Annotated in this window: 23 protein-coding genes; 10 read left to right on the forward strand and 13 right to left on the reverse strand. The window is 68.4% G+C overall.

Features of this window, described 5'->3' with window-relative positions; genetic code table 11:
- Positions 1 to 68: 68 nt before the first annotated feature.
- Positions 69 to 395, reverse strand: coding sequence for a carboxymuconolactone decarboxylase family protein (locus IEX89_RS21440; protein WP_188915324.1), 327 nt, complete (start codon positions 393 to 395; stop codon positions 69 to 71).
- 192 nt (positions 396 to 587) lie between these two features.
- Here IEX89_RS21440 and IEX89_RS21445 point away from each other — a divergent pair, with 192 nt between their 5' ends.
- The 6 genes from IEX89_RS21445 (at position 588) to IEX89_RS21470 (ending at position 6,137) form a co-directional block, all read left to right on the forward strand.
- The gene (locus IEX89_RS21445; RefSeq protein ID WP_188915325.1) at positions 588 to 1,283 is read left to right on the forward strand and encodes a Crp/Fnr family transcriptional regulator; all 696 of its coding nucleotides are present in this window, start codon (positions 588 to 590) and stop codon (positions 1,281 to 1,283) included.
- A gap of 86 nt (positions 1,284 to 1,369) precedes the next feature.
- Positions 1,370 to 2,029, forward strand: a complete 660-nt coding sequence (locus tag IEX89_RS21450; RefSeq protein ID WP_188915326.1) for an NnrU family protein — start codon at positions 1,370 to 1,372, stop codon at positions 2,027 to 2,029.
- Between the two features lie 98 nt (positions 2,030 to 2,127).
- Positions 2,128 to 3,651, forward strand: coding sequence for a PAS domain-containing sensor histidine kinase (locus tag IEX89_RS21455; RefSeq protein ID WP_188915327.1), 1,524 nt, complete (start codon positions 2,128 to 2,130; stop codon positions 3,649 to 3,651).
- Positions 3,641 to 4,258, forward strand: coding sequence for a response regulator FixJ (fixJ, locus tag IEX89_RS21460; RefSeq protein ID WP_188915328.1), 618 nt, complete (start codon positions 3,641 to 3,643; stop codon positions 4,256 to 4,258). Before IEX89_RS21455 ends, fixJ begins: the two co-directional genes overlap by 11 nt.
- Positions 4,259 to 4,378: 120 nt before the next feature.
- Positions 4,379 to 4,786 (forward strand): response regulator, encoded by a 408-nt coding sequence (locus IEX89_RS21465; RefSeq protein ID WP_188915329.1) that lies wholly within the window; start codon positions 4,379 to 4,381, stop codon positions 4,784 to 4,786.
- Positions 4,787 to 4,862: 76 nt separating this feature from the next.
- Positions 4,863 to 6,137, forward strand: a complete 1,275-nt coding sequence (locus IEX89_RS21470) for a molybdopterin molybdotransferase MoeA (protein WP_188915330.1) — start codon at positions 4,863 to 4,865, stop codon at positions 6,135 to 6,137.
- A 12-nt stretch (positions 6,138 to 6,149) separates the two neighbouring features.
- Here IEX89_RS21470 and mog read toward each other — a convergent pair whose 3' ends face one another.
- The 10 genes from mog to IEX89_RS21520 form a co-directional block, all read right to left on the reverse strand.
- Positions 6,150 to 6,692: a molybdopterin adenylyltransferase gene (mog, locus tag IEX89_RS21475; protein ID WP_188915331.1), complete on the reverse strand. Its 543-nt coding sequence runs from the start codon at positions 6,690 to 6,692 to the stop codon at positions 6,150 to 6,152.
- A 2-nt stretch (positions 6,693 to 6,694) separates the two neighbouring features.
- Positions 6,695 to 7,705, reverse strand: a complete 1,011-nt coding sequence (gene moaA / locus IEX89_RS21480; protein ID WP_188915332.1) for a GTP 3',8-cyclase MoaA — start codon at positions 7,703 to 7,705, stop codon at positions 6,695 to 6,697.
- 11 nt (positions 7,706 to 7,716) lie between these two features.
- Positions 7,717 to 8,025, reverse strand: coding sequence for a hypothetical protein (locus IEX89_RS21485; protein ID WP_188915333.1), 309 nt, complete (start codon positions 8,023 to 8,025; stop codon positions 7,717 to 7,719).
- Between the two features lie 10 nt (positions 8,026 to 8,035).
- Positions 8,036 to 8,785 (reverse strand): peptidylprolyl isomerase, encoded by a 750-nt coding sequence (locus IEX89_RS21490; RefSeq protein ID WP_244645626.1) that lies wholly within the window; start codon positions 8,783 to 8,785, stop codon positions 8,036 to 8,038.
- 162 nt (positions 8,786 to 8,947) lie between these two features.
- Positions 8,948 to 9,712 carry a respiratory nitrate reductase subunit gamma gene (gene narI, locus IEX89_RS21495; RefSeq protein ID WP_188915335.1) on the reverse strand — a complete coding sequence of 255 codons (765 nt, stop codon included), beginning with the start codon at positions 9,710 to 9,712 and terminating at the stop codon, positions 8,948 to 8,950.
- A gap of 12 nt (positions 9,713 to 9,724) precedes the next feature.
- Positions 9,725 to 10,480, reverse strand: coding sequence for a nitrate reductase molybdenum cofactor assembly chaperone (narJ, locus tag IEX89_RS21500; protein ID WP_188915336.1), 756 nt, complete (start codon positions 10,478 to 10,480; stop codon positions 9,725 to 9,727).
- A gap of 28 nt (positions 10,481 to 10,508) precedes the next feature.
- A complete protein-coding gene (gene narH / locus IEX89_RS21505; RefSeq protein ID WP_188915337.1) occupies positions 10,509 to 12,038 on the reverse strand; it encodes a nitrate reductase subunit beta in 1,530 nt (509 codons plus the stop codon).
- Positions 12,039 to 12,193: 155 nt separating this feature from the next.
- A complete protein-coding gene (locus IEX89_RS21510) occupies positions 12,194 to 15,931 on the reverse strand; it encodes a nitrate reductase subunit alpha (RefSeq protein ID WP_188915338.1) in 3,738 nt (1,245 codons plus the stop codon).
- A gap of 198 nt (positions 15,932 to 16,129) precedes the next feature.
- Entirely contained in the window at positions 16,130 to 17,500 is a 1,371-nt protein-coding gene (locus tag IEX89_RS21515; RefSeq protein WP_188915339.1) for an MFS transporter, read from the reverse strand.
- Positions 17,501 to 17,572: 72 nt separating this feature from the next.
- Complete coding sequence (locus tag IEX89_RS21520; RefSeq protein WP_373290622.1) at positions 17,573 to 19,267, reverse strand: MFS transporter; 1,695 nt, start codon at positions 19,265 to 19,267, stop codon at positions 17,573 to 17,575.
- Between the two features lie 532 nt (positions 19,268 to 19,799).
- Between IEX89_RS21520 and IEX89_RS21525 the strand changes: the two genes are divergently transcribed.
- Entirely contained in the window at positions 19,800 to 20,042 is a 243-nt protein-coding gene (locus tag IEX89_RS21525) for a DUF6455 family protein (protein WP_188915340.1), read from the forward strand.
- 7 nt (positions 20,043 to 20,049) lie between these two features.
- On the opposite strand, the gene IEX89_RS21530 is transcribed toward IEX89_RS21525, so the two are convergent.
- Complete coding sequence (locus IEX89_RS21530; RefSeq protein ID WP_188915341.1) at positions 20,050 to 20,463, reverse strand: group III truncated hemoglobin; 414 nt, start codon at positions 20,461 to 20,463, stop codon at positions 20,050 to 20,052.
- A 92-nt stretch (positions 20,464 to 20,555) separates the two neighbouring features.
- Here IEX89_RS21530 and IEX89_RS21535 point away from each other — a divergent pair, with 92 nt between their 5' ends.
- From IEX89_RS21535 to IEX89_RS21545, 3 genes are all read left to right on the forward strand, one after another.
- On the forward strand, positions 20,556 to 21,005 hold the full coding sequence (locus tag IEX89_RS21535; protein ID WP_188915342.1) for an RrF2 family transcriptional regulator: 450 nt from the start codon (positions 20,556 to 20,558) through the stop codon (positions 21,003 to 21,005).
- Positions 21,006 to 21,099: 94 nt separating this feature from the next.
- A complete protein-coding gene (gene ccoG, locus IEX89_RS21540; RefSeq protein WP_188915343.1) occupies positions 21,100 to 22,548 on the forward strand; it encodes a cytochrome c oxidase accessory protein CcoG in 1,449 nt (482 codons plus the stop codon).
- Between the two features lie 17 nt (positions 22,549 to 22,565).
- Positions 22,566 to 22,952, forward strand: a complete 387-nt coding sequence (locus tag IEX89_RS21545) for a YbaN family protein (RefSeq protein ID WP_244645627.1) — start codon at positions 22,566 to 22,568, stop codon at positions 22,950 to 22,952.
- 260 nt (positions 22,953 to 23,212) lie between these two features.
- Here the strand turns inward: IEX89_RS21545 and IEX89_RS21550 are convergent, their stop codons facing one another.
- The gene (locus tag IEX89_RS21550; RefSeq protein ID WP_244645628.1) at positions 23,213 to 23,518 is read right to left on the reverse strand and encodes a hexameric tyrosine-coordinated heme protein; all 306 of its coding nucleotides are present in this window, start codon (positions 23,516 to 23,518) and stop codon (positions 23,213 to 23,215) included.
- Positions 23,519 to 23,701: the final 183 nt, after the last annotated feature.

Consider the following 23,701-nt stretch of genomic DNA (forward strand, 5'->3'; position numbering starts at 1 on the left):
GCGTCTCGTACCGCCTCGTGCTGCGAAGCGACCCATGCGTCCCGAGAAAGACGCCTCGGTCGCGGTCCTCAGTCCGGATCGGTAATGTCCTCGATCCAGGTGAGCGCGCGAACGCCCTGGGGAAAGCCCATCGTCGGAATGGCCATCAGCGCCACCTGCTTGAGGGCCGTAGGCTCGATACCCTCCTCCAGCGCCCGACGCGTGTGGGAGTGGACCGCCCCCTCCGAGAGCGCGCCGATAGCGAGCGCGAGCTTGACGAGTCTGGCAGTACGCCCGTCGATCGGGCCGGCCTCGGAGGTCGCCTTGCCGAGCGCGGCGTAGGCGTCCCAGACTTGCGGATAGTCGGCGGCGACGTCGCCTGCACCGGATGGCAGCTTCTTTGGATCGATGCTCATGACAAAATCTCCTGGTCTGGTCCATTGATGCCGCGAACGCGCTCTCATGCCAAGCCGCTCGATAAGAGGCGCCGGCTTATGAGCCGCCGGCATCGGCTCTTGTCGTGTTCTGGGCGTCTCTCGACCCGCGACCGCCGGCGGTGCTAAACCGGGGACGCATCGCGGCGACACGCCGCCGAACGGAGCACGCCCATGACGCCGATCGAACGCGCCCGGCTGGCTGCCATGCCGCTCTTCGCAGGCGTCGAGGGGCCGACGCTTAACGAGATTTTCGCCGCGGCGCGGATCGCCCGCTTCGGCAGGGACGCCGCCGTCTTCGCACAGGAGGAAGAGGCCCATTCCTTCTTCGTGCTGCTCGAGGGGCGCCTTCGGGTCACGAGGCTGACGCCAGACGGACAGCAGGTCGTTGTGCGCTTCGTCTCCGCCGGCGACCTCTTCGGCATCGCGCCGGCGGTCGGCCGCACGAGCTATCCCGCCACCGCGACCACGATCGTCGAGAGCGTCGTGGCCGCTTGGCCCACCGCCGCCTGGCCTCGTCTCCTCGCGCTCAACCCGGCCTTCGCCGCGAACGCGCTTCAAACCGTCGGCGGACGGCTACAGGATGCGCATACACGCGTCGTCGAGCTCGCAACCGAACCGGTCGAGCAGCGTATCGCGCACGCGCTCCTGCGCCTCGCCGAGCGCTCCGGCCGCCCCGGCGCGGACGGTGTCGAGATCGACTTCCCGCTCTCACGCCAGGACGTTGCCGAGATGACGGGCTCGACGCTCCACACCGTGAGCCGTATCCTGAGCGCCTGGGAGCGCGACGGCATCGTAGCGGGGGGGCGGCGGCGCATCGCGCTTCGTGATCGTGAGACACTCGCCCGCATCGCCGAAGGCGCGGGCTGAACGAGATAACGTCGAGCTTGCTTTGGGACAACGACGGGACGCGCGCATAGCCGGATGGGTTCTGCACTAGGATTACACCACCCGCCATGATCGAGTTCACCGCTGCCCTCGTCGTCTTCCTGCTCGCCCACAGCCTTCCCGCGCGACTCGGGTTGAAGGATCACCTCGTCGCGCGGGCCGGCCTGCGCGGCTACCTCGTCGGCTATTCGCTGGTCTCACTTGCGCTGCTCGCCTGGCTGATCGACGCCGCACGGCGCGCTCCCTATTTGCCGCTCTGGGATCCGGCACCCTGGCAGGCGTGGGTCCCGCTTCTGGCCATGCCCGTCGCCTTCGTGCTGCTGGTGGCGGGCCTGACGCAGCCGAACCCGCTGTCTATCTCATTGCGCGCCGGCGAGAAGCCGGGGTCGATCGTCGCCCTGACACGCCATCCGGTGCTATGGGGCTTCCTGTTCTGGGCGGTATCCCACATTCCGGCGAACGGCGATGTCGTGTCTCTTGTCCTATTCGGCGGCATGGCCGCCTTCGCCGTCGCCGGCATCCCGATCGTCGACCGGAGAGCGCGTCGGCGCTTGGGCGAGGCGCGCTGGCATACGCTTGCCGCGCGCGGCGCGCCGCGTGCCGCGCCGGGCGGCCTGGCCGTCGCGGCGCTCGCGGGGACCGCGCTCTATGTGTGGTTCCTGCTTCAGGGGCATGCCGTCCTGATCGGTGTCGATCCGACGGCGTGGCTTTCGTGGGGCGCGTCATGACCGAACCTCTTCGGATGCCGACGCGGCTGGCGTCGTGCGTTGCGGCGTCCTACATCTCGGCTTCGTTCATTGTTTCGGACACGGAGCCGGCCTCGCGCATGGCGCAGACCAACAACACCCATCACCTCGCCGCCGACCGGCTGGTAGCGGCCATCACCGACATCGCCCTCGTCATCCTCGACGCCGAAGGCCGCATCACGAGCTGGAACGTCGGCGCGCGCGCCATCACCGGCTGGACGGCCGAGGAGGTGATCGGCCAACATTTCTCGCTCATCTACCCGCCCGAGGACGTCGCCGACGGCAAGCCGGAGCGAGAGCTCACAATCGCCCGCGAGACCGGCCGCTATGTCGAGCAGGGCACGCGGCAGCGCAAGGACGGTTCGCGCCTCGTCGCGAAGACCACCATTACCATCTTGACCAACGACGAGGGCGCGCCCGTCGGCTTCGCCAAGGCGACGATCGACATCACCGAGCTCGTCGCCGCCGAGGATGCGCTGGAGCGGCGCGAGGCGCACCTCACCTCGATCCTCGAGACCGTGCCCGACGCGATGATCGTCACCGACGAGCGCGGCACGATCGAGAGCTTCTCCGCCACCGCGGTGCGGCTCTTCGGCTACGAGCCGCCCGAGGTGATCGGCGAGAACGTCCGCATGCTGATGCCCAGCCCCTACCGGGAGCATCACGACGGCTACATGCGGCGCTATCTCGACACAGGCGAGCGGCGAATCGTCGGCACGGGCCGTGTCGTCACCGGGCAGCGCAAGGACGGCACGACCTTCCCCATGGAACTCGCCATCGGCGAGATGCGCGAAGGCGGTCAGCGCCGCTTCACCGGCTTCATCCGCGACGTTTCCGATCGCCAGCGCGCGCAGACGCGGCTCGCCGAGCTGCAAGCCGAGCTCGTGCACATGTCGCGCTTCACGGCGCTCGGCGAGATGGCCTCGACGCTGGCCCATGAAATCAACCAGCCGCTGACCGCAATCGCCAACTACCTCAAGGGCTGCCGGCGCATCCTGGAGAAGATGGAAGGTCCGCAGGTCCCGATGTTGTCGGGAGCCGTCGACGAGGCGGCGAACCAGGCGTTGCGCGCCGGCCAAGTCATCCGGCATCTGCGCGAGTTCGTGGCCCGCGGCGAAAGCGAGCGGCACATCGAGAGCCTGCCCAAGCTTGTCGAGGACTCGAGCGCGCTCGCGCTCATCGGCGCGCGCGAGAAGGGGGTGCGGGTCGCCTACGAGTTCGACCCGCGCGCCAAGCTCGTGCTGGTCGACCGCATCCAGGTCCAGCAGGTCCTGCTCAACCTCATCCGCAACGCCATCGAGGCGATGGCGGACGGCCCGCACCGCGAGCTCGTCGTCTCGACCCAGGCGTTGCCAGACGAGGGCCTCGTCCAGATCCGCGTGTCCGATACGGGACCCGGCATCGCGCCAGAAATCGCTGAACGGCTGTTTCAACCGTTCATCACCACGAAGGCCCACGGCATGGGAGTGGGCCTCTCGATCTGCCGGACCATTGTCGAATCGCACAGCGGCAAGATCTCCGCGGAGAGCGTGCCCGGGCGGGGCACGACCTTCCGTTTCACCCTGCGCGCTTTGGACGAAAAGGAACTCAACGATGTCGAATGACGCCATCGTGCACGTGATCGACGACGATCCCGGCGTGCGCGACTCCCTGTGCTTCCTGCTGGCGTCCGAGGGGCTCGCCGTGCGCGCCTACGACTCCGCCGACGCGTTCCTCCAGAAGACGACGTCCACCCCGTCCGGCTGTGTCGTGTCCGACATCCGCATGCCCGGGATCGACGGCATTGCGCTCTTGCGGAGGATCAAGACGAACGGCTGGTGCGTGCCGGTCGTCATCATGACAGGCCATGCCGACGTCCCTCTCGCGGTCGAGGCGATGAAGCAGGGCGCCGTCGATTTCGTCGAGAAGCCCTTCGACGACGAGCGGCTCCTCTCGACGGTTCGCGGCGCTCTCGAGCGCAGCGTCTCGGCCGCACGACAGGAGGCCGAGACGGGCGAGATCAGAACCCGTCTCGGAACGCTCTCGGAGCGGGAGCGGCAGGTGCTTGAGGGGCTCATCGCGGGCAAGGCGAACAAGGTTATCGCCTACGATCTCGAGATCAGCCACCGCACGGTCGAGATCTATCGCGCCAACCTCATGACGAAGATGAAGGCGGGCAGCCTCTCGGAACTGGTCCGGATGGCGCTCGTCTGCGACGTCGCCCCTCGATGATCGGCTAAAAGCATAGGTCCTTAAGGGTTGGCCCGGAATGGAGTGCCCCGTTTTTCTTGGTCATATGGAAGCTCTGAGGGCGCTCTCACGGCGAGAGCGGCCGCTGTGGGGAGCCCGGCCATGGATCATGCGCGGGAACTCGTCGTGGTCGTGGACGATGACGACGCCGTCAGGCGGGCGCTGACATTCTCGCTCCGGCTCGAAGGGCTGCGGGTCGAGGCGCACGAGAGCGGAGACCATCTTCTCACCTCGGCCCCGTCGACCGTCGGCTGCCTCGTCGTCGATTACCGCATGCCGGGAATGGACGGCGTGACGCTGGTCGAGCGCATGCGCGAGACCGACCGGGAGCTGCCGGCGATCCTCATCGCATCGAAGCTCGATCCCGCGCTGATGGCGCGTGCGCGCGCGGCGGGGATCGATCTCGTGCTGGAGAAGCCGCTTGAGGACGCCGCCCTCATCGAGGGGATCAAGGCGGCGCTCGCGCGCCCCCGGACCGGCTCAGGGACCATCCTTAGGGAAGGGGCCTGAATTTCGGGCCGACGTGGGGTGATGTAGGGCTGATCCGGTGAGCTTGCCTGTGCAGCTGAAAGCCGGAGAGTACCTGATGCCGCCGCTCGCCGTTCTCGACGCACCCGCCAACGACGCCTGCGCCTGCGACCGACCGACGAGCGCAAAGCTGTCGATCGACGCCGCGCTCGCGCGTGCCGCCGCTTGGGCGTCTCCGGTCACCGATGTCGATTTCTTGCCGCTCGGCGCCGCCGCCGGGCGCTTCCTCGCCCATTCGGTTCGGGCGCGTCTGTCGTCCCCGGCCTTCGACCGCTCGGCCGTGGACGGCTACGCCGTTCGCGCCGGCGCCGGCCTGGAGGCGGGCGAGCGGCTGCCTGTCATCGGCCGCATCGCGGCCGGAGCGCGGGGCACCCGCCTCAGGGAGGGAGAGGTGGCTCGCATCTTCACGGGCGCGCCGATCCCGCCGGGCGCGGACGCCGTCGTCATGCAGGAGGACGTGCGCCAGGACGGGAATGCGATCGTGCTCGCGCGCCCGGTGCACGCAGGCGCCCATATCCGGCCGGCCGGAGAGGACGTCGCCCTCGGCGATCGCCTCGCCGAGGGAGGCGCGCGCGTCGACGCCCGGCTGATCGCGCTTCTCGCCGCGCAAGGGATCGCCATGGTGGCGACGCGCCGCCGGCCACGGGTCGCGGTGCTCTCGACCGGTGACGAGGTCGCCGAGCCCGGCGCGCCGCTCGGACCGGCTGCCATCTACGACGCCAACCGCCCGATGTTGCTCGCGCTGCTCGAGGTCTCGGGCTGCGAGACCGTCGACGCCGGGATCGTCCGCGACGATCCGCGGGAGCAGGCGCAACGGCTGTCCATGCTGGCTGAGCGGTGCGACCTGATTGTTACCTCCGGTGGCGCCTCGGTGGGCGAAGAGGATTATGCCGCCCGCGCGGCGCACCTCGCCGGCGGCGACGCCGAGCCGCTTGCGATGGCGCTCAAGCCCGGCAAGCCGGCGCTCGTCGGGCGGATCGGCGCGGCGGCTTTCCTCGGGCTGCCGGGCAATCCCGTCTCGGCGCTCGTCGTGTTCTCGCTTCTCGGCCGGGCCATGCTCGCCCGCCTCGCCGGCTCGACGCCGAGCCCCCCGCAAGGCCTACCCGTGCCGCTCGCCGAGCCTCTGTCACGCAAGCCGGGCAGGACGGAGTTCGTCCCGGCGCGGCTGCTGCGCGAGAACGGCATGGTGCGCCTCGCGCTCCTGTCCTCCAACTCCGCCCGGCTCCAGCCCCTCGTCGACGCCGACGGCTTCGCCGAGATCCCGGCCGACGTCGCGCACGCCGCGCCCGGGACGCCCGCGGCGTTCCACGCGTTCGCAGGGCTGCTCGGCTGAGAGCGACCGCCGTCAGGCGGGCCGGTAGGCCGCCACGACCTCGGGCCGCGTCTCGAAACGCGCCGCGCCGATCAGGTCGAGGCAATAAGGGATGGCGGGCATCACCGCGAGCAGCGTCGTGCGGATCGAGGACGGCTTGCCGGGCAGGTTGATCACGAGCGCGCGCCCTCGGATGCCTGCCGTTTGGCGCGAGAGGATCGCGGTCGGCACGCGCTCCAGGCTCCTCGCCCGCATCAGCTCGCCGAAGCCGGGGAGCAGCTTCTCGCAGGCGGCCTGCGTCGCCTCCGGCGTGAGGTCGCGCGGCGCGGGGCCGGTGCCGCCGGTGGTGAGGACAAGGTCGCAGCCGGCCTCGTCGACGAGCGCCACGATGGCATCGCGCACGCTGTCCACGCCGTCCGGCACGATCCGGGCGATCGCCTCGAACGACGTCGCCAGCATCTCCTCCAGCGCCGCGCGGATCGCCGGCCCGCTCGCGTCGTTGTAGATCCCCGCGCTGGCGCGGTCGGAGACCGTGAGAATGCCGATGCGCGCCGGGAGGCTGGTGACGTCCGGCATCCTCAGCCTCCGGTGACGTTCATATGGCGCGCGACCGTCGGCGCGCTGCCTCGCTCGACCACGAAATCGTGCCCCTTCGGCTTGTTCGCGATTGCGGCGTCCATCGCCGCGTCGAGGCGTTCGTCGCCCTCCGAGCCGCGCAGGGCCGCGCGCAGGTCGTGGGCGCCCTCATGGCCGAGACAAGTGTAGAGCTGGCCGGTGCAGGTGACGCGCACCCGGTTGCAGCTCTCGCAGAAATTATGCGACAGCGGCGTGATGAAGCCGAGCCGACCACCGGTCTCCGCCACCCGCACGTAGCGCGCCGGCCCTCCGGTGCGATGCGCGATCGGCTCCAGCGTGTACCGCTGGCCGAGGCGCGCCTTCACCGTCTCGAGCGAGAGGTACTGGTCCGCCCGGTGCGCGCCGACGTCGCCGAGCGGCATCACCTCGATCAGCGTGAGGTCCATGCCGCGCCCGTGGGCGAATCGCATCAACCGCTCGATCTCGCCCTCGTCGGACTCCTGCAGCGCCACTGCGTTGAGCTTCACCGCGAGGCCCGCCGCCTGCGCGGCGTCGAGGCCGGCGAGGATCTTGTCGAGCGAGCCCCAGCGGGTGATGGCTCGGTAGCGGTCAGGGCAGAGGGTGTCGAGAGAGACGTTGATACGGCGCACGCCCCGTTCGGCGAGCGCCTTCGCGTGGCGGGACAGCAGCGTGCCGTTCGTCGTGAGCGTGATTTCGTCGAGAGCGCCCGCATCGAGATGACGCGAAAGGCCGCCGATGAGGTCGATCAGGTCACGCCGCACCAGCGGCTCGCCACCGGTGAAGCGCAGCTTGCGCACGCCGCGTGTTATGAAGGCCGAGCACAGCCGGTCGAGCTCTTCGAGCGAGAGCAGCTCGCGCTTCGGCAGGAAGGTCATCGCCTCCGACATGCAGTAGACGCAGCGAAGATCACAGCGGTCGGTCACGGAGACGCGCAGGTAAGTCACGCGACGGTCGTGCCCGTCGATCAACGGCGCGAAGGCGGAGCAGGCCATGGAGCGTCTCCTCAGTGCGCGTGGCCGCAGGCGGGACCGGCCCGTGAGGCCTTGAGCGCGAAGGCGAGCATGCCCTTCAGGCACGCGCCGCCGGGATCCTCCGCCCGGCCGATCGTCCCGATCAGCGAGACCCAGTCCTCGTCGCTGGCGCTCGCGGTGAAGGCCTGTACCGCGCGTGCGGCGAAGCCGCCCGGGGTGAGGCCGTCGCGCGACGCGGCGGCCTCGACCTCGGCGAGAAGCGACAGGTCGTCGAGGCTGACGAGCGCCTCCAGTGCGACGACCTCGTCGTCGAGGCGGGCGATGACGTCTCCGAGCAACATGGCCGACTCCTCAATACACGTTGAGCGCGCCGGGCGCGGGGATCTCGAGGCCCTCGACCGCCGCCGCGGCGAGCAGTCGGGCGACGTACTGCGCCTCGGCCCGCCGGCGCACCGCCTCGCGGAGATAGGCTGCGATGCGCGCCTCCACGATCTCGAAGGGCAGGATATCGCCCGCGATCTTGCGGTCGAGGCGGATCACGTGGACGCCGTAGCGGGTCTCGACCGGCTCGGACACCGCGCCCGGCGCGAGCGCGTCCATCGCCGCCTCGAATTCCGGGGTGGTCTCGCCCTGGCGGACCTGGCCTAGATGGCCGCCCTCCTGCCCCGACGGGCAAGTGGAATGCAGGCGGGCGAGCTCGGCGAGATCGCCGGGGCGCTTGCTCAGATGGCCGGCGAGCGTGCGGGCCTTGTCGAGCGCGGCGGCGAAGGCGGCCTCGTCTCCCCGCGGAGCGCCGATCAGGATGTGTGCCGCCTCGTAGAGGGTCGGCGCGCGGAAGCGCTCGCGGTGGGTCTCGTAGTAGCGCCGGCACTCGTCTTGGGTTGGCTCGGGGGTGATCACCTCGCGCTCGACCAGCGCGCGCTGGTCGGCTTCGGCTTGCGTCTCCCGCCGTCCCTTCGCGTCGGCCCGGGGCTCGCCGACCACGCCGAGCCGCTCGGCCTCATGGGCGAGGGCCTCGCGCAGGACGAGGGCCAGCGCCGCCTGCTTCCAGGCCGCGACGGGGGTGAGCGCCGGATGGTTCTGCACCTCACGGGCGATCATCGCGTGCGAGAGGGTCTTTCCCTGGACGCGTATTGGCCGGCGTGGGGCATTCGGGGTCTGGCGCACGGAGCAGGTGGCGGACATCGGGAGCGCTCCTCGGGGCGAGCTTGAGGGGTAGAGGGCCGGCCCGGACGGCAGCTGCCGGGCCGGCGAGGGTCCAAATCACTCGGCGGGCTGAGCCGCGGGGACGGGACGGGCAGGCGCGGGACGCGCCGCCGGGACCGGCTCTTTCGCGGAGGCCGGCTTCTTGGTGCGGACCACCTGGTAGCCGCGCCGGCCGAGATACCAGACCGGGGCGGACCAGATGTGGACGAGGCGGGTGAAGGGGAAGACGAGGAAGATCGTCATGCCGAGGAGGAGGTGCAGCTTGAAGATCGGGTGCACGTCCGCGACCACCGCCGAGACGCCGGGCTGGAGCGTCAGGATGCCCTGCGACCAAGTCATGAACTTGAGCATCTCGTACCCGTCCAGATGCCCGAGCGAGAGCGGGATCGTGGCCAGCCCGAGCAGCAGCTGAGCGAACAGGATGAGCAGGATCGCGGTGTCGGCGAACGACGAGGTGGCGCGGATGCGCGGGTCGAACAGGCGCCGATGCGTGAGCAGCGAGATGCCGACGAGCGTGGCGAGACCGGCGACGCCGCCGACAACGATCGCCATGCCCTGCTTGAAGGACTTCGAGATCCCGACCGCCTCGAAGACGAAGGCGGGGGTGAGGAGCCCGGCCGCGTGGCCGAAGAAGAGCACCAGGATGCCGACATGGAAGAGAACCGAGCCGAGCACGAGCTGCTTGCGGCGCAGGAGCTGGCTCGAGCTCGCCTTCCAAGTGTACTGCTCGCGGTCGAACCGCAGCAGCGAGCCGACGAGGAACACGGTCAGCGCGAGATAGGGAAACCATCCGAAAAGGATGTGATTGAGCGCGGTTTCCATGACACGGGCTCCTCAGCTGCGGTCGGTTGCGGACGAATGGGTGAAGACCGTGCGCGGACCCAGCATGCCGGGCGTCTCGAGCCCCGGCGCGGGGCGGCGCGCCTGGCGCACCTTCGCCGCAAGGGAATCGACCCCGCATTCCGCGGTGGCGGCGCCGGGGCCGAAGCGGACCTCCTCCTCCTCCCAGACCCGGTCGAGGGCTTCGAGGTCGTTGGGGTCCGTCTCCTCGATCTCGGCCAGCGCCTCGAAGGAGGACGCTTCGGGCGCGTGGGCGGCGAGCGCCATGAGCGCCGCGAACACTGCGGCATAGGGGCTCTCCTTGCGGGCGAGCCGGTCGCGCAGCGCCTCGAAGACGTGCGCCGGCTCGGCGAGGAGCGCGCGGGCCTCCTCGCGCGGCAGCGTGGACGCGTACTCGAGGAAGAGCGGCAGGAAGTCCGGCAGCTCGGTCGAGGCGATCTCGAACCCGGCGCCGTCGTAAAGCGCCTTCAAGTCCACCATCGCCTGGCCGCGGTCTCGGCTCTCGCCGTGGACGTGCTCGAACAGGTTGAGCGAATGCGCGCGCGTACGGTCGAAGAGGAGCACGTAGGCCTCCTCCAGATCGTACAGGTCCTCGGTCGCGACGCGCGCGAGGAGCGGCTCCAGTGCATCACGCGCCGGGGCGTCGAGCGCGGCCTCGACGGCGATGCCTTCGCGGATGGCGGGGATCGCGCGCACGAGCTCGCGGCTCGGGTAGGTGAGGAGCGCCGACAGCGCTTTCAGCGTGAGCATGGGTGTGATCCTTCTCTCGCGGCCGCCGTCAGGCGACCTCCATCGGGGTCTTGCCCTGCTTGCGGGTCTTTCCGCCGAACAGGCCAGTCTTGGTGTCGCCGCCGGAGCAGCCGTTTCCGAAGGAGAAGCCGCAGGAGCCGCGCAGGTCGTAGGCGTCCTCGATGCTGGTTTCGCGATGCGAGGTCGGGATCACGAAGCGATCCTCGTAGTTCGCGATCGCCATGATCCGGTACATCTCCTCGATCTGCGCGCCCGAGAGCCCGACCTTGCCGGCGATCGCCTCGTCGAGCACGCCGTCGATCGTCTTGGCGCGCATGTAGGCGCGCATGGCGAGCATGCGCTCGAGGCCGGTCACGACGGGCTCCTCGCGGCCCGCGGTGAGGAGATTGGCGAGATAGCGCACGGGGATGCGCAGGTTCTTGACGTCCGGCATCTCGCCGTCGACGCCGATCTTGCCGGCCTCCGCGGCGGACTGGATCGGCGAGAGCGGCGGCACGTACCAGACCATGGGGAGCGTGCGGTACTCGGGGTGGAGCGGGAAGGCGATCTTCCACTCCATGGCCATCTTGTAGACCGGCGAGCGCTTGGCCGCCTCGAGCCAAGCGTCCGGGATGCTCTCGGCGCGCGCCTTGGCGATGACCGCGGGGTCGTTGGGGTCGAGGAACAGCTTCAGCTGCGCCTCGTAGAGATCGCCCTCGTCCGGGGTCGAGGCGGCCTCCTGGATGCGGTCGGCGTCATACAGCACGACGCCGAGATAGCGGATGCGCCCGACGCAGGTCTCCGAGCACACGGTCGGCTGGCCCGCCTCGAGGCGCGGATAGCAGAGCGTGCACTTCTCCGACTTGCCGCTCTCCCAGTTGAAGTAGATCTTCTTGTAGGGGCACCCCGAAACGCACATGCGCCAGCCGCGGCACTTGTCCTGGTCGATCAGGACGACGCCGTCCTCCTCGCGCTTGTAGATCGCGCCCGAGGGGCAGGCGGCGGCGCAGGTCGGGTTGAGGCAGTGCTCGCACAGCCTCGGCAGGTACATCATGAAGGTGTTCTCGAACTGGCCGTAGATCTCCTTCTCGACGCCCTCGAAATTGGCGTCCTTGGAGCGGCCGGCGAACTCGCCGCCGAGGATCTCCTCCCAGTTCGGGCCCCACTCGATCTTCTGGAGGCGCTCGCCGCTGATCTTGGAGCGCGGGCGCGCGGTAGGGAAGGCCGAGCCTTCGCGGGCGGTCTGGAGATGCTCGTAGTCGAAATCGAAAGGCTCGTAATAATCGTCGATCTCGGGCAGGTCGGGGTTGGCGAAGATGTTCGCCAGAACCCGCCACTTGGAGCCGATGCGCGGCTCGATCTCACCCGACGCCTTGCGACGCCAGCCGCCCTTCCACTTGGCCTGGTTCTCCCAGTCCTTAGGATAGCCGATGCCGGGCTTCGTCTCGACGTTGTTGAACCAGGCGTATTCCATGCCTTCCCGGTTCGTCCAGACGTTCTTGCAGGTCACCGAGCAGGTGTGGCAGCCGATGCACTTGTCGAGATTGAGAACCATCGCGATCTGGGCGCGGATTTTCATGGTCGTATCCCCTTCGCGCGGCGGGCCTCGTCGGCTCTCGGGCGCTTCGTCTGTCGAGGAATGAGTAGCCTGGAAGAAGTCCAGGCAACATTCAGATCATGCCCCTAAGGGCTGCCCCGGAGCCCGCGTCGCGCGGGCTCCGGAGGCATCGCGGCTCACTCGGCGGCGACCGCCGGGACGGGCTCGTCGTCGAGCCAATCGACCTTGGTCATCTTGCGGACGACGACGAATTCGTCGCGGTTGGCGCCCACGGTCCCGTAATAATTGAAGCCGTAGGACAGCTGGGCGTAGCCGCCGATCATGTGGGTCGGCTTCAGCACCGCGCGGGTGACCGAGTTGTGGATGCCGCCGCGGTTGCCGGTAATCGTCGACCCGGGCGTGTTCACGATCTTCTCCTGTGCATGGTACATCATGCACATGCCGTCCTTGACGCGCTGGGAGACCACCGCGCGGGCCGAGATCGCGCCGTTGACATTGTAGACCTCGATCCAGTCGTTATCGACGAGACCCGCCTTCTTCGCGTCATTCTCGGAGATCCAAACGACCGGGCCGCCCCTGTTCAGCGTGAGCATCATCAGGTTGTCGGAATAGGTCGAGTGGATGCCCCATTTCTGGTGCGGTGTGATGAAGTTGAGCACGATTTCCGTCTCGCCGTTCGAGGAGACCGACCCCTGCACCGGCTTGATGGTCTTCATGTCGATCGGCGGCCGGTAGACGCAGAAGCCCTCTCCGAAGGCGCGCATCCACAGGTGATCCTGGTAGAGCTGCTGGCGGCCCGTCAGCGTCCGCCACGGGATCAGCTCGTGGACGTTCGTATAGCAGGCATTGTAGCAGACCTTCTCGGATTCGAGGCCCGACCAGATCGGCGAGGAGATGATCTTGCGCGGCTGGGCGACCACGTCGCGGAAGCGGATCTTCTCGTCCTCCTTCGGCAGCGCCAGGTGCGCGTGCTCGCGGCCGGTGAAGGTCTCGAGCGATTCCCAGGCCTTGACCGCGACCTCGCCGTTCGTCTCCGGCGCCAGCATGAGGAGCACCTCGCAAGCGTCGATGGCGGTTTCGATCTTGGCCAGGCCCTTGGTCGGCCCCTCCTCCGTGACCACACCGTTGAGCTCGCGCAGGAGCTCGACCTCGTGCTCGGTGTTCCAGGCCATGCCCTTGCCGCCGTTGCCGACCTTGGTCATCAGCGGACCGAGCGACGTGAAGCGCTTGTAGAGGTTCGGGTAGTCGCGCTCGACGACCGTCACCTGGGGCATGGTCTTGCCGGGGATCGGCTCGACGGCGCCCGTCTTCCAGTCGTCCACGTCGAAGGGCTGGGCGATCTCGCCGGGCGTGTCGTGCATGATGGGCGTGAGCACGACGTCGGTCTCGACGCCCAGCACCTCCGGCGCGACCTCGGAGAACTTCTCGGCCAGGCCCTTGTAGATGTCCCAGTCCGAGCGGCTCTCCCACACCGGGTCCACGGCCGCGGTGAGCGGGTGGATGAAGGGGTGCATGTCGGACGTGTTCAGATCGTCCTTCTCGTACCAGGATGCGGTCGGGAGCACGATGTCCGAGTAGACGCAGGTCGTCGACATGCGGAAGTCGAGCGTCACGAGCAGGTCGAGCTTCCCCTCGGGCGCTTCGTCGTGCCAGACGACTTCCTTGGACTTGAGCTTGCCTTCCGCGCCGAGGTCTTTGCCGAGCACGCCATGCGTGGTGCCGAGCAGGTGCTTGAGGAAGTATTCGTGCCCCTTGCCCGACGAGCCGAGCAGGTTGGAGCGCCAGACGAAGAGGTTGCGCGGCCAGTTCCTCGGATTGTCCGGGTCCTCGCAGGACATCTTCAACGCTCCGGACTTGAGGCTCTGCGCGACGTAGTCCTTCGGCGAGAGGCCGGCCTCGGTTGCCTTGGCGGCGATGCCGAGCGGGTTCTCCTCGAGCTGCGGCGCGGAGGGCAGCCAGCCCATCCGTTCGGCACGGATGTTGTAGTCGATCATGGCGCCGTCCCACGGCCCGGCGGGTGCGGTCGGTGAGAGGATGTCCTTCACGTCCATCGTCTCGTAGCGCCACTGGTCCGTATGCGCGTAGAAGCAGGACGTCGAGTTCTGCTGACGCGGCGGCCGGCTCCAATCGAGCCCGAAGGCGAGCGGCGCCCAGCCGCTCTGCGGCCTGAGCTTCTCCTGGCCCACATAGTGCGACCAGCCGCCCCCGGACTGCCCCACGCAGCCGCACATCACCAGCATGTTGATGGCGGACCGGTAGTTCATGTCCATGTGGTACCAATGGTTCATCGCTGCCCCGATGATGATCATCGAGCGCCCATTGGTCTTCTCGGCGTTGCGGGCGAACTCGCGCGCCACGGTGACGATCTGGTCGCGCGGAACGCCTGAGATGGCTTCCGCCCAGGCCGGCGAATACGGCGCGTTCTCGTCGAAGCTCTTGGCGACGTTGCCGCCGCCGAAGCCGCGATCCACGCCGTAATTGGCCAGGAACAGGTCGTAGACGGTAGCGACGAGCGCCTCGCCCTCGGCCGTGGCGATCTTCTTCACGGGCAAGCGGCGCTCGAGCACGCTCGCGTGCTGGTCGCTCTTGAAGTGCTCGTGGGCGATGTTGCCGAAATACGGGAAGGCGACGTCCTCGAAGCCGTCCTCGGCGCCCGCGAGCGACAGCCGCAGGTCGACCGGCGCGCCGTCGGCGCGCTTGGCCTCGAGGTTCCACTTGCCCTTCTCGCCCCAGCGGAAGCCCACCGAGCCGTTTGGCACGACGAGCTCGCCGGTGGCCTCGTCGAAGGCCAGCGTCTTCCATTCCGGGTTGTTGGTCTCACCCAGGCCGCCGTCGAGATCGGAGGCGCGCAGGAAGCGCTCGGGCACGAGCTTGCCGTCCTGACGGACGAGACGCACCAGCATCGGCATGTCGGTATAGCGCTTGGCGTAGTCGACGAAGTACGGCACCTGCCGGTCGACGTGGAACTCCTTGAGGATGACGTGGCCCATGGCCATGCCGAGCGCCGCGTCCGTGCCCTGCTTCACCGAGACCCACATGTCGGCGAACTTGGAGGCCTCCGAATAGTCCGGGCAGATCACCACCGACTTCGCGCCGCGATAGCGCACCTCGGTGTAGAAGTGCGCGTCGGGCGTGCGGGTCTGGGGCACGTTGGAGCCCCACAGGATCAGGAAGCCGGAATTGTACCAGTCGGCGCTCTCGGGCACGTCGGTCTGCTCGCCCCAGGTCTGCGGCGAGGCCGGCGGCAGGTCGCAATACCAGTCGTAGAATGACATGCAGACGCCGCCCATCAGCGACAGGTAGCGCGCGCCGGCGGCGTAGCTCACCATCGACATGGCCGGGATCGGCGAGAAGCCGAAGACGCGGTCCGGGCCGTAGGCCTTGACCGTGTAGGCGTTCGCCGCCGCGATCATCTCGTTGACCTCGTCCCAGGTCGAGCGGACGAAGCCGCCGTGGCCGCGGATCGAGGTGTAGGCCTTGCGCTTCGCAGGGTCCTCCTGGATCGAGGCCCAGGCCGCGACGGGCGTGCGCACCGCGCGCGCCTCGCGCCACAGCCGCAGGAGGCGGCCGCGCACCAGCGGGTGCTTCACGCGATTGGCCGAGTAGAGATACCAGGAGTAGGACGCGCCGCGGGCGCAGCCGCGGGGCTCGTGGTTGGGCAGGTCCGGGCGCGTGCGCGGATAGTCCGTCTGCTGCGTCTCCCAGGTGACGATGCCGCCCTTGACGTAGATCTTCCACGAGCACGAGCCCGTGCAGTTCACGCCGTGGGTGGAGCGCACGATCTTGTCGTGCTGCCAGCGCTTGCGGTAGCCGTCCTCCCAGCCGCGATCCTCGCGGGTGGTGATGCCGTGGCCGTCCGAGAAGGCTTCGTCCTTGCGGGTGAAGAAGGTCAGCCGGTCGAGGAAGTGGCTCATGGGTGGGTCCTCTCGGGGTGGTCTCTAGCGAGGCTCGGAACGGCGCGCGACGGGCGCGGGAGTCTGGTCTGGCGAGTCTCGTCTGGAATGAATCTCGGGTACTGGACTTTGGTAGCGTGACCGGGAGCGCGCCGAAATTCAGATGCGCTCCCTAAGGAGGGGCCCGGAGGGGGATCTACTCTCCCCTCCGAAGCCGCGTCAGCACGGCGTCGCCGCGTTCCGACGGGCGTACATCCACCAGTTCAGGACGACGTTGAAGGCGAAGAACACGGCGAGCCCGTAGAAGACGACGTTCGGGTTGCCGAAGGCGGCGAAGGCGGCCGCGAACATCATGCCGAAGACGAAGGGACCGTAGGCCGCGATCGCCGCCGTGAAGCCGATCACGCCGCCCGCCTGGCGCGGCGGGAAGATCATCGGCATCTGCTTGAAGGTCGAGGCGTTGCCCACGCCCGAGAAGGCGAACAGGCCGAGCATCGCGAAGACGAAGAGCGGAAACTGCTCCATGCTCTCCGGCGTGGTGAACATCGGCACCAGCGCCGCGCACACGACCATGCCGATGCCCGCCACCTGCGTGACCCTCGCCCCGCCGAACTTGTCGGAGATCGGACCGCCGACGACGCGCAGAGCCGAGCCGACGAGCGGGCCGAGAAAGGCGTAGGCGAGCGGGTCGGGCGCATTCTCGAGGCCGCCGTAGCACTTGGCGATGAGCAGCGGGAAGGTGCCCGCGAGCCCCGCGAAGGCGCCGAAGGTCATCATGTAGAGGCTCGTCATCGCCCAGGTGTGATGCGAGCGGAAGATGTCCATCTGCTCGCGGATGTTGGCCTTGACCGGCACGCTCTTGAGGAACGCGAGTGCGGAGAGGCCGAAGATCAGGATGAAGGGGATGAACACCGCGGTGGCGTTCTGCATGTAGACCGGCGTCTCCACGCCGTTCTTGGTCAGCACCTGTGCCTTGCCGAGGAAAGTCGCGCCACCGAAGAGCGAGACGGTGATGATCCAGGGCGTCACAAACTGCACGACCGAGACGCCGAAGTTTCCGATGCCGGCCTGGATCGCGAGCGCGGTCCCCTGCAGGCGCTTGGGGAAGAACAGCGAGGTCGAGGGCATGAAGGACGAGAAGTTCCCGCCGCCGAGGCCCGCGAGGAAGGCGAGGCCCATCAGGATCACGAACGGAGTCTCGGGGTTCTGCACCGCGAAGAACCAGCCGATAGCGGGCAGAAGCAGCGAAAGCGTCGACCAGCCCACCACGCTACGCGTTCCGTAGATCGGCGTGAGGAACATGTGCACGAGGCGCAGCGTGCCGCCGGCGAGGCCGGGCATGGCCGCGAGCCAGAACAGCTGGCCCGTGGTCAGCTGAAAGCCCAGCGCCGGCAGGCGCACGACGAGCGCGGAGACCAGGAACCAGATGACGAAGGCGAGGAGAAGGTTCGCCGTGGTGATGGTCAGCGTGCGCCAGGCGAGACGCGAGCCGCCGGCGGCCCAGAAGGCCTCGTCCTCGGGCTCCCAGCGCTCGAGCCAGGGGCCCGATTGAAGCCGCGGATCGGCGGCTGTCTTGGTCGCGACGGACATCGGTCCAGTCCTTTGCAGAAGGGTTTGGTGGACGCCGGGGCGCGCCGACGCGCGTCCCGGCACGGGTTTGCGTCATTCGGCCGGAGCGGGGGCCGCAGACCGACCGACCGGCCGCCTTGCCGGTGCGGCGTCGCTCGCCTTGCGCAGTGTCTCCAGCTCGGCGCGCAGGGCTTCGAGCTCGGGCAGGTACTGGGGTCGGTCGAGCTCGGGATGCGCCTTCTTGTCCATCGCGCGAATGGCGAAGTGCATCCACGTCAGCGACACGGCGCTGATGACGAAGAGCAGCATGAAGCAGGACGTCCAGACGCCGAGGAGATCGTTCATGATGCCGAAGGCGATGGGGATCACGAACCCGCCGAGACCGCCAATGAGGCCGACCACGCCGCCGACAACGCCGACGCGGTCGGGATAGTAGTGGGGAATGTGCTTGTAGATCGCCGCCTTGCCGAGGCTCATGAAGAAGCCCAGCGCGAAGGCGATCACGGTGAACGGCACGAAGCCGAGCGCGAGCGAGAAGGCGATCGGGCCATCCACGCCTTGGACGACGTACCGCGTCGCGGGATAGGACAGGACGAAGGTGCAGGCGACCGAGCCGATCAGCGCCCAGTACATCACCTTGCGGGCGCCGTGCGTGTCGGCGTATCTCCCGCCGACGATCCGGAAGATCGATCCGGGGATCGAGTAGGCGGCGGCGAGTGCGCCGGCGGTGACGATGTCGAGCCCGTAGACTTCGACGTAGTAGTGCGGAAGCCAGAGCGCGAGCGCGACGAAGCCGCCAAACACGAAGAAGTAGTAGAGGGAGAAGCGCCAGACCTGCAGATTCCTCAGGGGCACGAGCATCGCCGAGAGCGGCTCGGCCTGGCACCCTTCGGCCCGGCGACGGATCAGGTCCGGGTCATCCTTCGTAAAGGCGTAGAAGACGAAGGCCAACACGACGAGCGCGAGCGCCCAGATTTGCGCGACCGCCTCCCAGCCATAGGCGACCATCACCATCGGCGCGAGGAGCTTCGTCACCGCGGCGCCCACATTGCCTGCTCCGAAGATGCCCAGTGCGGTGCCCTGCTTCTCGGGGGGGAAGAACTTCGAGACGTAGGTCACTCCGGCCGGGAACGAGCCGCCGGCGACGCCTATGCCCAGGGCGGCCAGGAGGAAGGTCGGGTAGTCGTAGGCGAAGGTCAGGAGGAATGTCGCCGCCGCTCCCATGAGCATGGATACGAACATGACGAAGCGCCCGCCGCGCTGGTCCGCCCAGACGCCCAGTACGAGACGCGAGAGCGAGCCGGTGAGGATCGGTGTCCCGACGAGAACGCCGAACTCGAAGTCGCTGAGCCCAAGCTCCGACTTGATGCGTAGCCCGATAATGGCGAAGATCGTCCACACCGCGAAGCACACGGTGAAGGCGATAGTCGAAAGCCACAGCGCTCGATCCTGCTCGGCCTTTCCGACTGACACGTTGATGCTCATTGTCGTGATCCCTGTAATCGCAAGTTGGCGCGGCGATGATCTGCGATCGGTTCGGTCGAACGCTCGAAGACGATATCGTGTCATCGACAAACAACCGATGGTATACTCTCTACGGAAGATCTCGTAGTGCGAGGACGGCGTGAGCGCCGGTCGCGCGGGGACCACGGCCGGCTTCGCCCGAGCGGAGCGGTGAAGGTCGGAATCGAGACGCAGGCGAACATGCTCGCGGTCCGAAAAGACGGGAGCTATCAGGCGCGAAGATTCGGTTGCGAAAACTGGGGTGCATGTGATTGATCCGGGCACGACGGATGCGGTCTAAGGTGCGCGGAATATGTCACGAGAAGGCCAGTTTCGAACTTGACTTAGGTCAAGTCGGCGGCCGCGGCCTAGCAGCCTCGCGTCACTACCTAAGGAAGGTTCCGTAGCGACTTGACCGCAGATCTGGCTCTGTGAGGGACGCCCACCTCGTCAACGCGCTTACCCGATTCCCTCAGTGCTTGATATTTATCGCTCAACCGAGATGCTGACGGCGATCGGTAGCCCTGGAGAAAGCCAGCTTGAACGAAGTAGCCTCCCCCGCCTGCTCGCTGCATTTCGTGGATCCGTCGTACTCGGGCCTCGATGAGGAAGACCTCGCCCGAGCATACTGGCGCGCGCGCCGTGGCAGCCGTCGGCGCTGTGGCGGGGTGGCGGACCTCGTAGCTGCGGCCGAAGCACGACGCCGCAGGGCGGTGCGGCTCACCCGGCTCGATCGAGCCTGACGATGTGTCGTTTGCGCCAGCGCAACTCACCTGGAAGGCGACGCGGTAATTTGGAACATGCCACGGAGGTGACCATGCTCTCGATCCTGACCGCCCGCACCCAGGCCAACGCCGAAAGCTTCCGGCGCATGTGCGATCGCACCGGCTACGACCCGGCCCGCGCGGGCGAGCATCCGCTCGCCTTCGCTCTGGCGGCCAGGCGCTGCGTCTTCTGTCGCCGCACCGAGGCGTGCCGCGTCTATCTCGAGACGCCGGGCGACGAGGCGCCGGACTTCTGCCCGAACGCCTTCTTCTTCGAGACGCGCGGCGAGATCTGACCGCCGGTCAGCCCGGGAGGCGAAGCGCCTTCGGCCCGATGCCGAGCCCGATCATCAGGCTGTCAGCGATTCGATACGCGCGGTCGACGAAGAAGGCGGCGGCATCCGGCGCGCAGACGTCATGCGCCGTCTCCCCGAAAAGCGCGAGCCAACGCGAGAAGATCGCTTCGTCGAGGCCCATCCCGCCATGGGCGACGTGCGGCTTGCCCTGGTAGCGGCCGGTCCCGCGCGCCACCGAGGACCAGAAGTCCACCATCTTGCCCAGATGCGCGTCCCAGCGCCCGGCGAGCCGCGCCTCGAAGACCGGGCCGAGCACGTCGTCCGCGCGCACGCCGCCGTAGAAGGCGTGCACAAGGCGCGTCACGTCCGCCTCGGAGATCGGCTCCCTCGGCTCCACGAGCCGGATGCGGGTATCGGTCACGGCGTCCTCCGAAAACACGCATTATGAAACCGCCTTTGCATCTATGCCTTTAAAGAGGTATTGTCGAAACCTGTTTTCATGGATGCGTCCCGATGAAGCTCACCCTGCACACCGACTACGCCCTGCGCGTGCTGATGACCCTGGCCGTTTTGGAGGGCCGCGTCGTACCGATCGAGGAGCTGGCGCGCCGGCACCGGGTCTCGGAGAACCACCTGCGCAAGGTCGCGCAGACGCTGGTCGGCATGGGGCTCGTCGCGAGCGTCCGCGGGCGCGCCGGGGGGCTCAGGCTCGCCGTCGAACCCGGAGGCTTGCGAATTGGCGGCGTCGTGCGCGCTCTGGAAGAGGATCTCGCCCTTGTCGAATGCCTCGGAGAAGGCCCGTCCTCCTGCGCCCTCGCCGGCGCCTGCCGCCTGACCGGCGCGCTGGCGCGGGCACTCGACGCCTTCTTCGCCGAGCTCGACCGTCTAACGCTCGCCGATCTCGCCGGTCGCGGGCCGGCGATGCGGGCGAAGCTCGGGCTCGACGCAGCCATCGCTTCCTAAGGGTTCTCCCGGAATTGGCGCGCGGCATTATCGCGCCCAAAAACAGGCACCCAAAGTGCCTCTTTTTCGGAGGCAATCTCGAAGGAGACGGACCATGGTCGCTCTCGACGTCTCTCACGCGACGCGCGCCGCCCGGCTCGGCAAGCCAAAGGCGGAGGCAATGCGCGGCCGGGTGACGCCGCAGGCGGTCTCGGGCCACTTTCGGCGGATCAAGTGGGGCGTGCTCGCGGCCTGCCTCGGGCTCTACTACGCGCTGCCGCTCCTGCGCTGGGATCGGGGTCCCGGACAGCCCGACCAGGCGGTTCTCGTCGATCTCGCCCATGTGCGCGCCTACCTCTTCGGGCTGGAGCTGTGGCCGAGCGACGTGATCCTGGTGACGGGGCTGCTCGTGCTCGCGACGCTCGTCCTCGTACTCGTCAACGCGCTGGCCGGGCGCGTCTGGTGCGGCTTTCTCTGCCCGCAGACGGTCTGGACCGACCTCTTCCTGCTGATCGAGCGGCGCATCGAAGGGGACCGCCGCGAGCGGCTGCGCAAGCGCGAGGGCCCACTCACGCTCCGGCGCTCGGCCGAGATCGGGGTGAAGCACGCGCTCTGGCTCCTCGTGGCGGTCATGACCGGGGGCGCCTTCGCGCTCTATTTCGCCGACGCACCGACCCTGTTGCGCGATCTCGCGACCGGCGCCGCGCCTGCGGCCGCCTACGGCGCCGTCGCCGCGCTGACGCTGACGACCTACCTCCTCGCCGGGCACGCCCGCGAGCAAGTCTGTACCTGGATGTGCCCCTGGCCGCGCCTCCAGAACGCGATCTTCGACCCGAAGGCACTCTCGGTCGCCTACCGCGACGCGCGCGGCGAGCCTCGGCTTCCGGCCAAGCGCGCCCTCGAAAGCCGTGCGCGTGGCGAACCTGCCGGCGACTGCGTCGACTGCGCGCAATGCGTCGCCGTCTGCCCCATCGGCATCGACATCCGCGAGGGTCCGAGCTTCGCCTGCATCAATTGCGGCCTGTGCGTCGACGCGTGCGACAGCGTCATGGCGCGGCTCTCGCGCCCGCACGGGCTCATCGCCTACGCACCCTGGGAGGCGATCGAGGCCGAGCGGGCCGGGACACCCGCCCCGCGCTGGCGCGCCCTGCGCCCGAAGACGCTCGCTCTCGCCGCCGGGATCCTCGTCATCGCGGGCGCGATGATCACGACCCTTGCGCTGCGAACGGACCTCGCCATCACCTCGGTCCACGACCGCAATCCCGCGGCGGTCCTCCTCAGCGACGGACGCGTGCGCAACGGCTACGCCGTGACCGTGGCGAACCGGTCGTTGCAGGAGCGCACGCTCGTGCTCTCGATCGAGGGCCTGGCGGACGCCGAGGTCTCCGTCGTCGGAGCCGATCCGCACGGCCGGATCGTGCTCGAGGCCGGCGCGCGACGTCCCCTGCGCGTCCTCGTCAACAGTGGAGCGCAAGAGAACCGCGACGTCGCGATCGTCGCCGCGGACGTCGTGACCGGAGCGACACGCCGCACCGCCGACGTGTTCGTGCTCCCGGCACGATGATCCGAGGAGGAGAGCGCATGCCCACCGGCCTGCTTCTGCGCGCGCTCGGAACCTGCACCCTCGCGCTGGCGGCGGCCGGGCTCGTCCTGCCGCTCCTGCCGACGACGCCCTTCGTGATCCTCGCCGCATGGTCCTTCACCCGCACGAGCCCGGCGCTGGCGGCCCGCCTGCGCGCCGACCCACGCTTCGGGCCGGCCTTGCGCGACTGGCAGGACGAGCGCGCGATCGCCCCTAAAGCGACGCGCGCGGCGTTCCTGGCGCTCGGGATCTCCTACGCGATCGCCGTCGCGACCACGCGTGATTCGACCATCGCGGTGGCTCTCGCGGCGCTCTTCGTCGCACTCGGCGTCTTCCTGGCGACGCGGCCGGCACCGACGCGCAGCGGACCCTCTACCGACGCCTGACATGCTCGGGCGCGCAGGTCGGCGGGCCAGGACAGGCTCCTGGCTCCGCATCCCCGCACCGCCGGCTGCGAGGCCTACCTCGAAACGCCGGGAAGCCGAGCCCCGGACTTCTGCCCGAACGCTTTCTTCTTTGACCAGCGCCGGCCGGTGGCAACCGCGCCTTCACGACAAAACCTGTTCCGCCGAATGCTTCGGCGATCAGCCCAGCTCGTGGTCGGAACACCACTGAGAACGCGGCATAGCCGGCCTCCGGCGACCACCTACTCCCACCAATATTCGTTAGCTTCGGCGATCGTCGCGAAGTATGTGGCGACCACGCCCGACACCTCGATCAGGCTGTCCGGATCGTGCGCGTAGGCGGGGCGAAGCGCGTGGAGCGCGTCCGTATTCGGCTGCGTCGTGGTGACCGCCTTTCGCGCGATCGTCACCGCGAGGTCGAAGCCCTCCTGCGGGGTTTGCGTCATCAGTGACGGCAGCCACGCCTCATTGCCGGCGTCCTGTGCGAAGGCAGGACAGGTGGCGAGCAGCGTTGCGAGCAGGGCGGACCCCATGGTCTGGCGGAGCAAAGCGCTTCTCCTCGTTCCGGCGGCGGATCGAGGAACGGGCTCGGACGCGGATCGGTTCCGGCTCGGATGTCCCCCGCGGCGCTCCCTAAGGGTCCCTACCGAGTTGCGATCCGTGCCGGCATCGGCAAAATAGGTATATGACATACCTTTTAATCGTACTCCGATGAAGGCTCTCTCCGTCAC

Origin of the sequence: Salinarimonas ramus (assembly GCF_014645695.1) — a bacterium.
In the GTDB taxonomy this organism is placed as follows: Bacteria; Pseudomonadota; Alphaproteobacteria; order Rhizobiales; family Beijerinckiaceae; genus Salinarimonas; species Salinarimonas ramus.

What these genes read in the sequence shown, in the direction of transcription:
- IEX89_RS21440 (WP_188915324.1), bottom strand. Translation starts at nt 395, where the DNA reads ATGAGCATCGATCCAAAGAAGCTGCCATCCGGTGCAGGCGACGTCGCC.
- IEX89_RS21445 (WP_188915325.1), top strand. Translation starts at nt 588, where the DNA reads ATGACGCCGATCGAACGCGCCCGGCTGGCTGCCATGCCGCTCTTCGCA.
- IEX89_RS21450 (WP_188915326.1), top strand. Translation starts at nt 1,370, where the DNA reads ATGATCGAGTTCACCGCTGCCCTCGTCGTCTTCCTGCTCGCCCACAGC.
- IEX89_RS21455 (WP_188915327.1), top strand. Translation starts at nt 2,128, where the DNA reads ATGGCGCAGACCAACAACACCCATCACCTCGCCGCCGACCGGCTGGTA.
- fixJ (WP_188915328.1), top strand. Translation starts at nt 3,641, where the DNA reads ATGTCGAATGACGCCATCGTGCACGTGATCGACGACGATCCCGGCGTG.
- IEX89_RS21465 (WP_188915329.1), top strand. Translation starts at nt 4,379, where the DNA reads ATGGATCATGCGCGGGAACTCGTCGTGGTCGTGGACGATGACGACGCC.
- IEX89_RS21470 (WP_188915330.1), top strand. Translation starts at nt 4,863, where the DNA reads ATGCCGCCGCTCGCCGTTCTCGACGCACCCGCCAACGACGCCTGCGCC.
- mog (WP_188915331.1), bottom strand. Translation starts at nt 6,692, where the DNA reads ATGCCGGACGTCACCAGCCTCCCGGCGCGCATCGGCATTCTCACGGTC.
- moaA (WP_188915332.1), bottom strand. Translation starts at nt 7,705, where the DNA reads ATGGCCTGCTCCGCCTTCGCGCCGTTGATCGACGGGCACGACCGTCGC.
- IEX89_RS21485 (WP_188915333.1), bottom strand. Translation starts at nt 8,025, where the DNA reads ATGTTGCTCGGAGACGTCATCGCCCGCCTCGACGACGAGGTCGTCGCA.
- IEX89_RS21490 (WP_244645626.1), bottom strand. Translation starts at nt 8,785, where the DNA reads ATGATCGCCCGTGAGGTGCAGAACCATCCGGCGCTCACCCCCGTCGCG.
- narI (WP_188915335.1), bottom strand. Translation starts at nt 9,712, where the DNA reads ATGGAAACCGCGCTCAATCACATCCTTTTCGGATGGTTTCCCTATCTC.
- narJ (WP_188915336.1), bottom strand. Translation starts at nt 10,480, where the DNA reads ATGCTCACGCTGAAAGCGCTGTCGGCGCTCCTCACCTACCCGAGCCGC.
- narH (WP_188915337.1), bottom strand. Translation starts at nt 12,038, where the DNA reads ATGAAAATCCGCGCCCAGATCGCGATGGTTCTCAATCTCGACAAGTGC.
- IEX89_RS21510 (WP_188915338.1), bottom strand. Translation starts at nt 15,931, where the DNA reads ATGAGCCACTTCCTCGACCGGCTGACCTTCTTCACCCGCAAGGACGAA.
- IEX89_RS21515 (WP_188915339.1), bottom strand. Translation starts at nt 17,500, where the DNA reads ATGTCCGTCGCGACCAAGACAGCCGCCGATCCGCGGCTTCAATCGGGC.
- IEX89_RS21525 (WP_188915340.1), top strand. Translation starts at nt 19,800, where the DNA reads ATGCTCTCGATCCTGACCGCCCGCACCCAGGCCAACGCCGAAAGCTTC.
- IEX89_RS21535 (WP_188915342.1), top strand. Translation starts at nt 20,556, where the DNA reads ATGAAGCTCACCCTGCACACCGACTACGCCCTGCGCGTGCTGATGACC.
- ccoG (WP_188915343.1), top strand. Translation starts at nt 21,100, where the DNA reads ATGGTCGCTCTCGACGTCTCTCACGCGACGCGCGCCGCCCGGCTCGGC.
- IEX89_RS21545 (WP_244645627.1), top strand. Translation starts at nt 22,566, where the DNA reads ATGCCCACCGGCCTGCTTCTGCGCGCGCTCGGAACCTGCACCCTCGCG.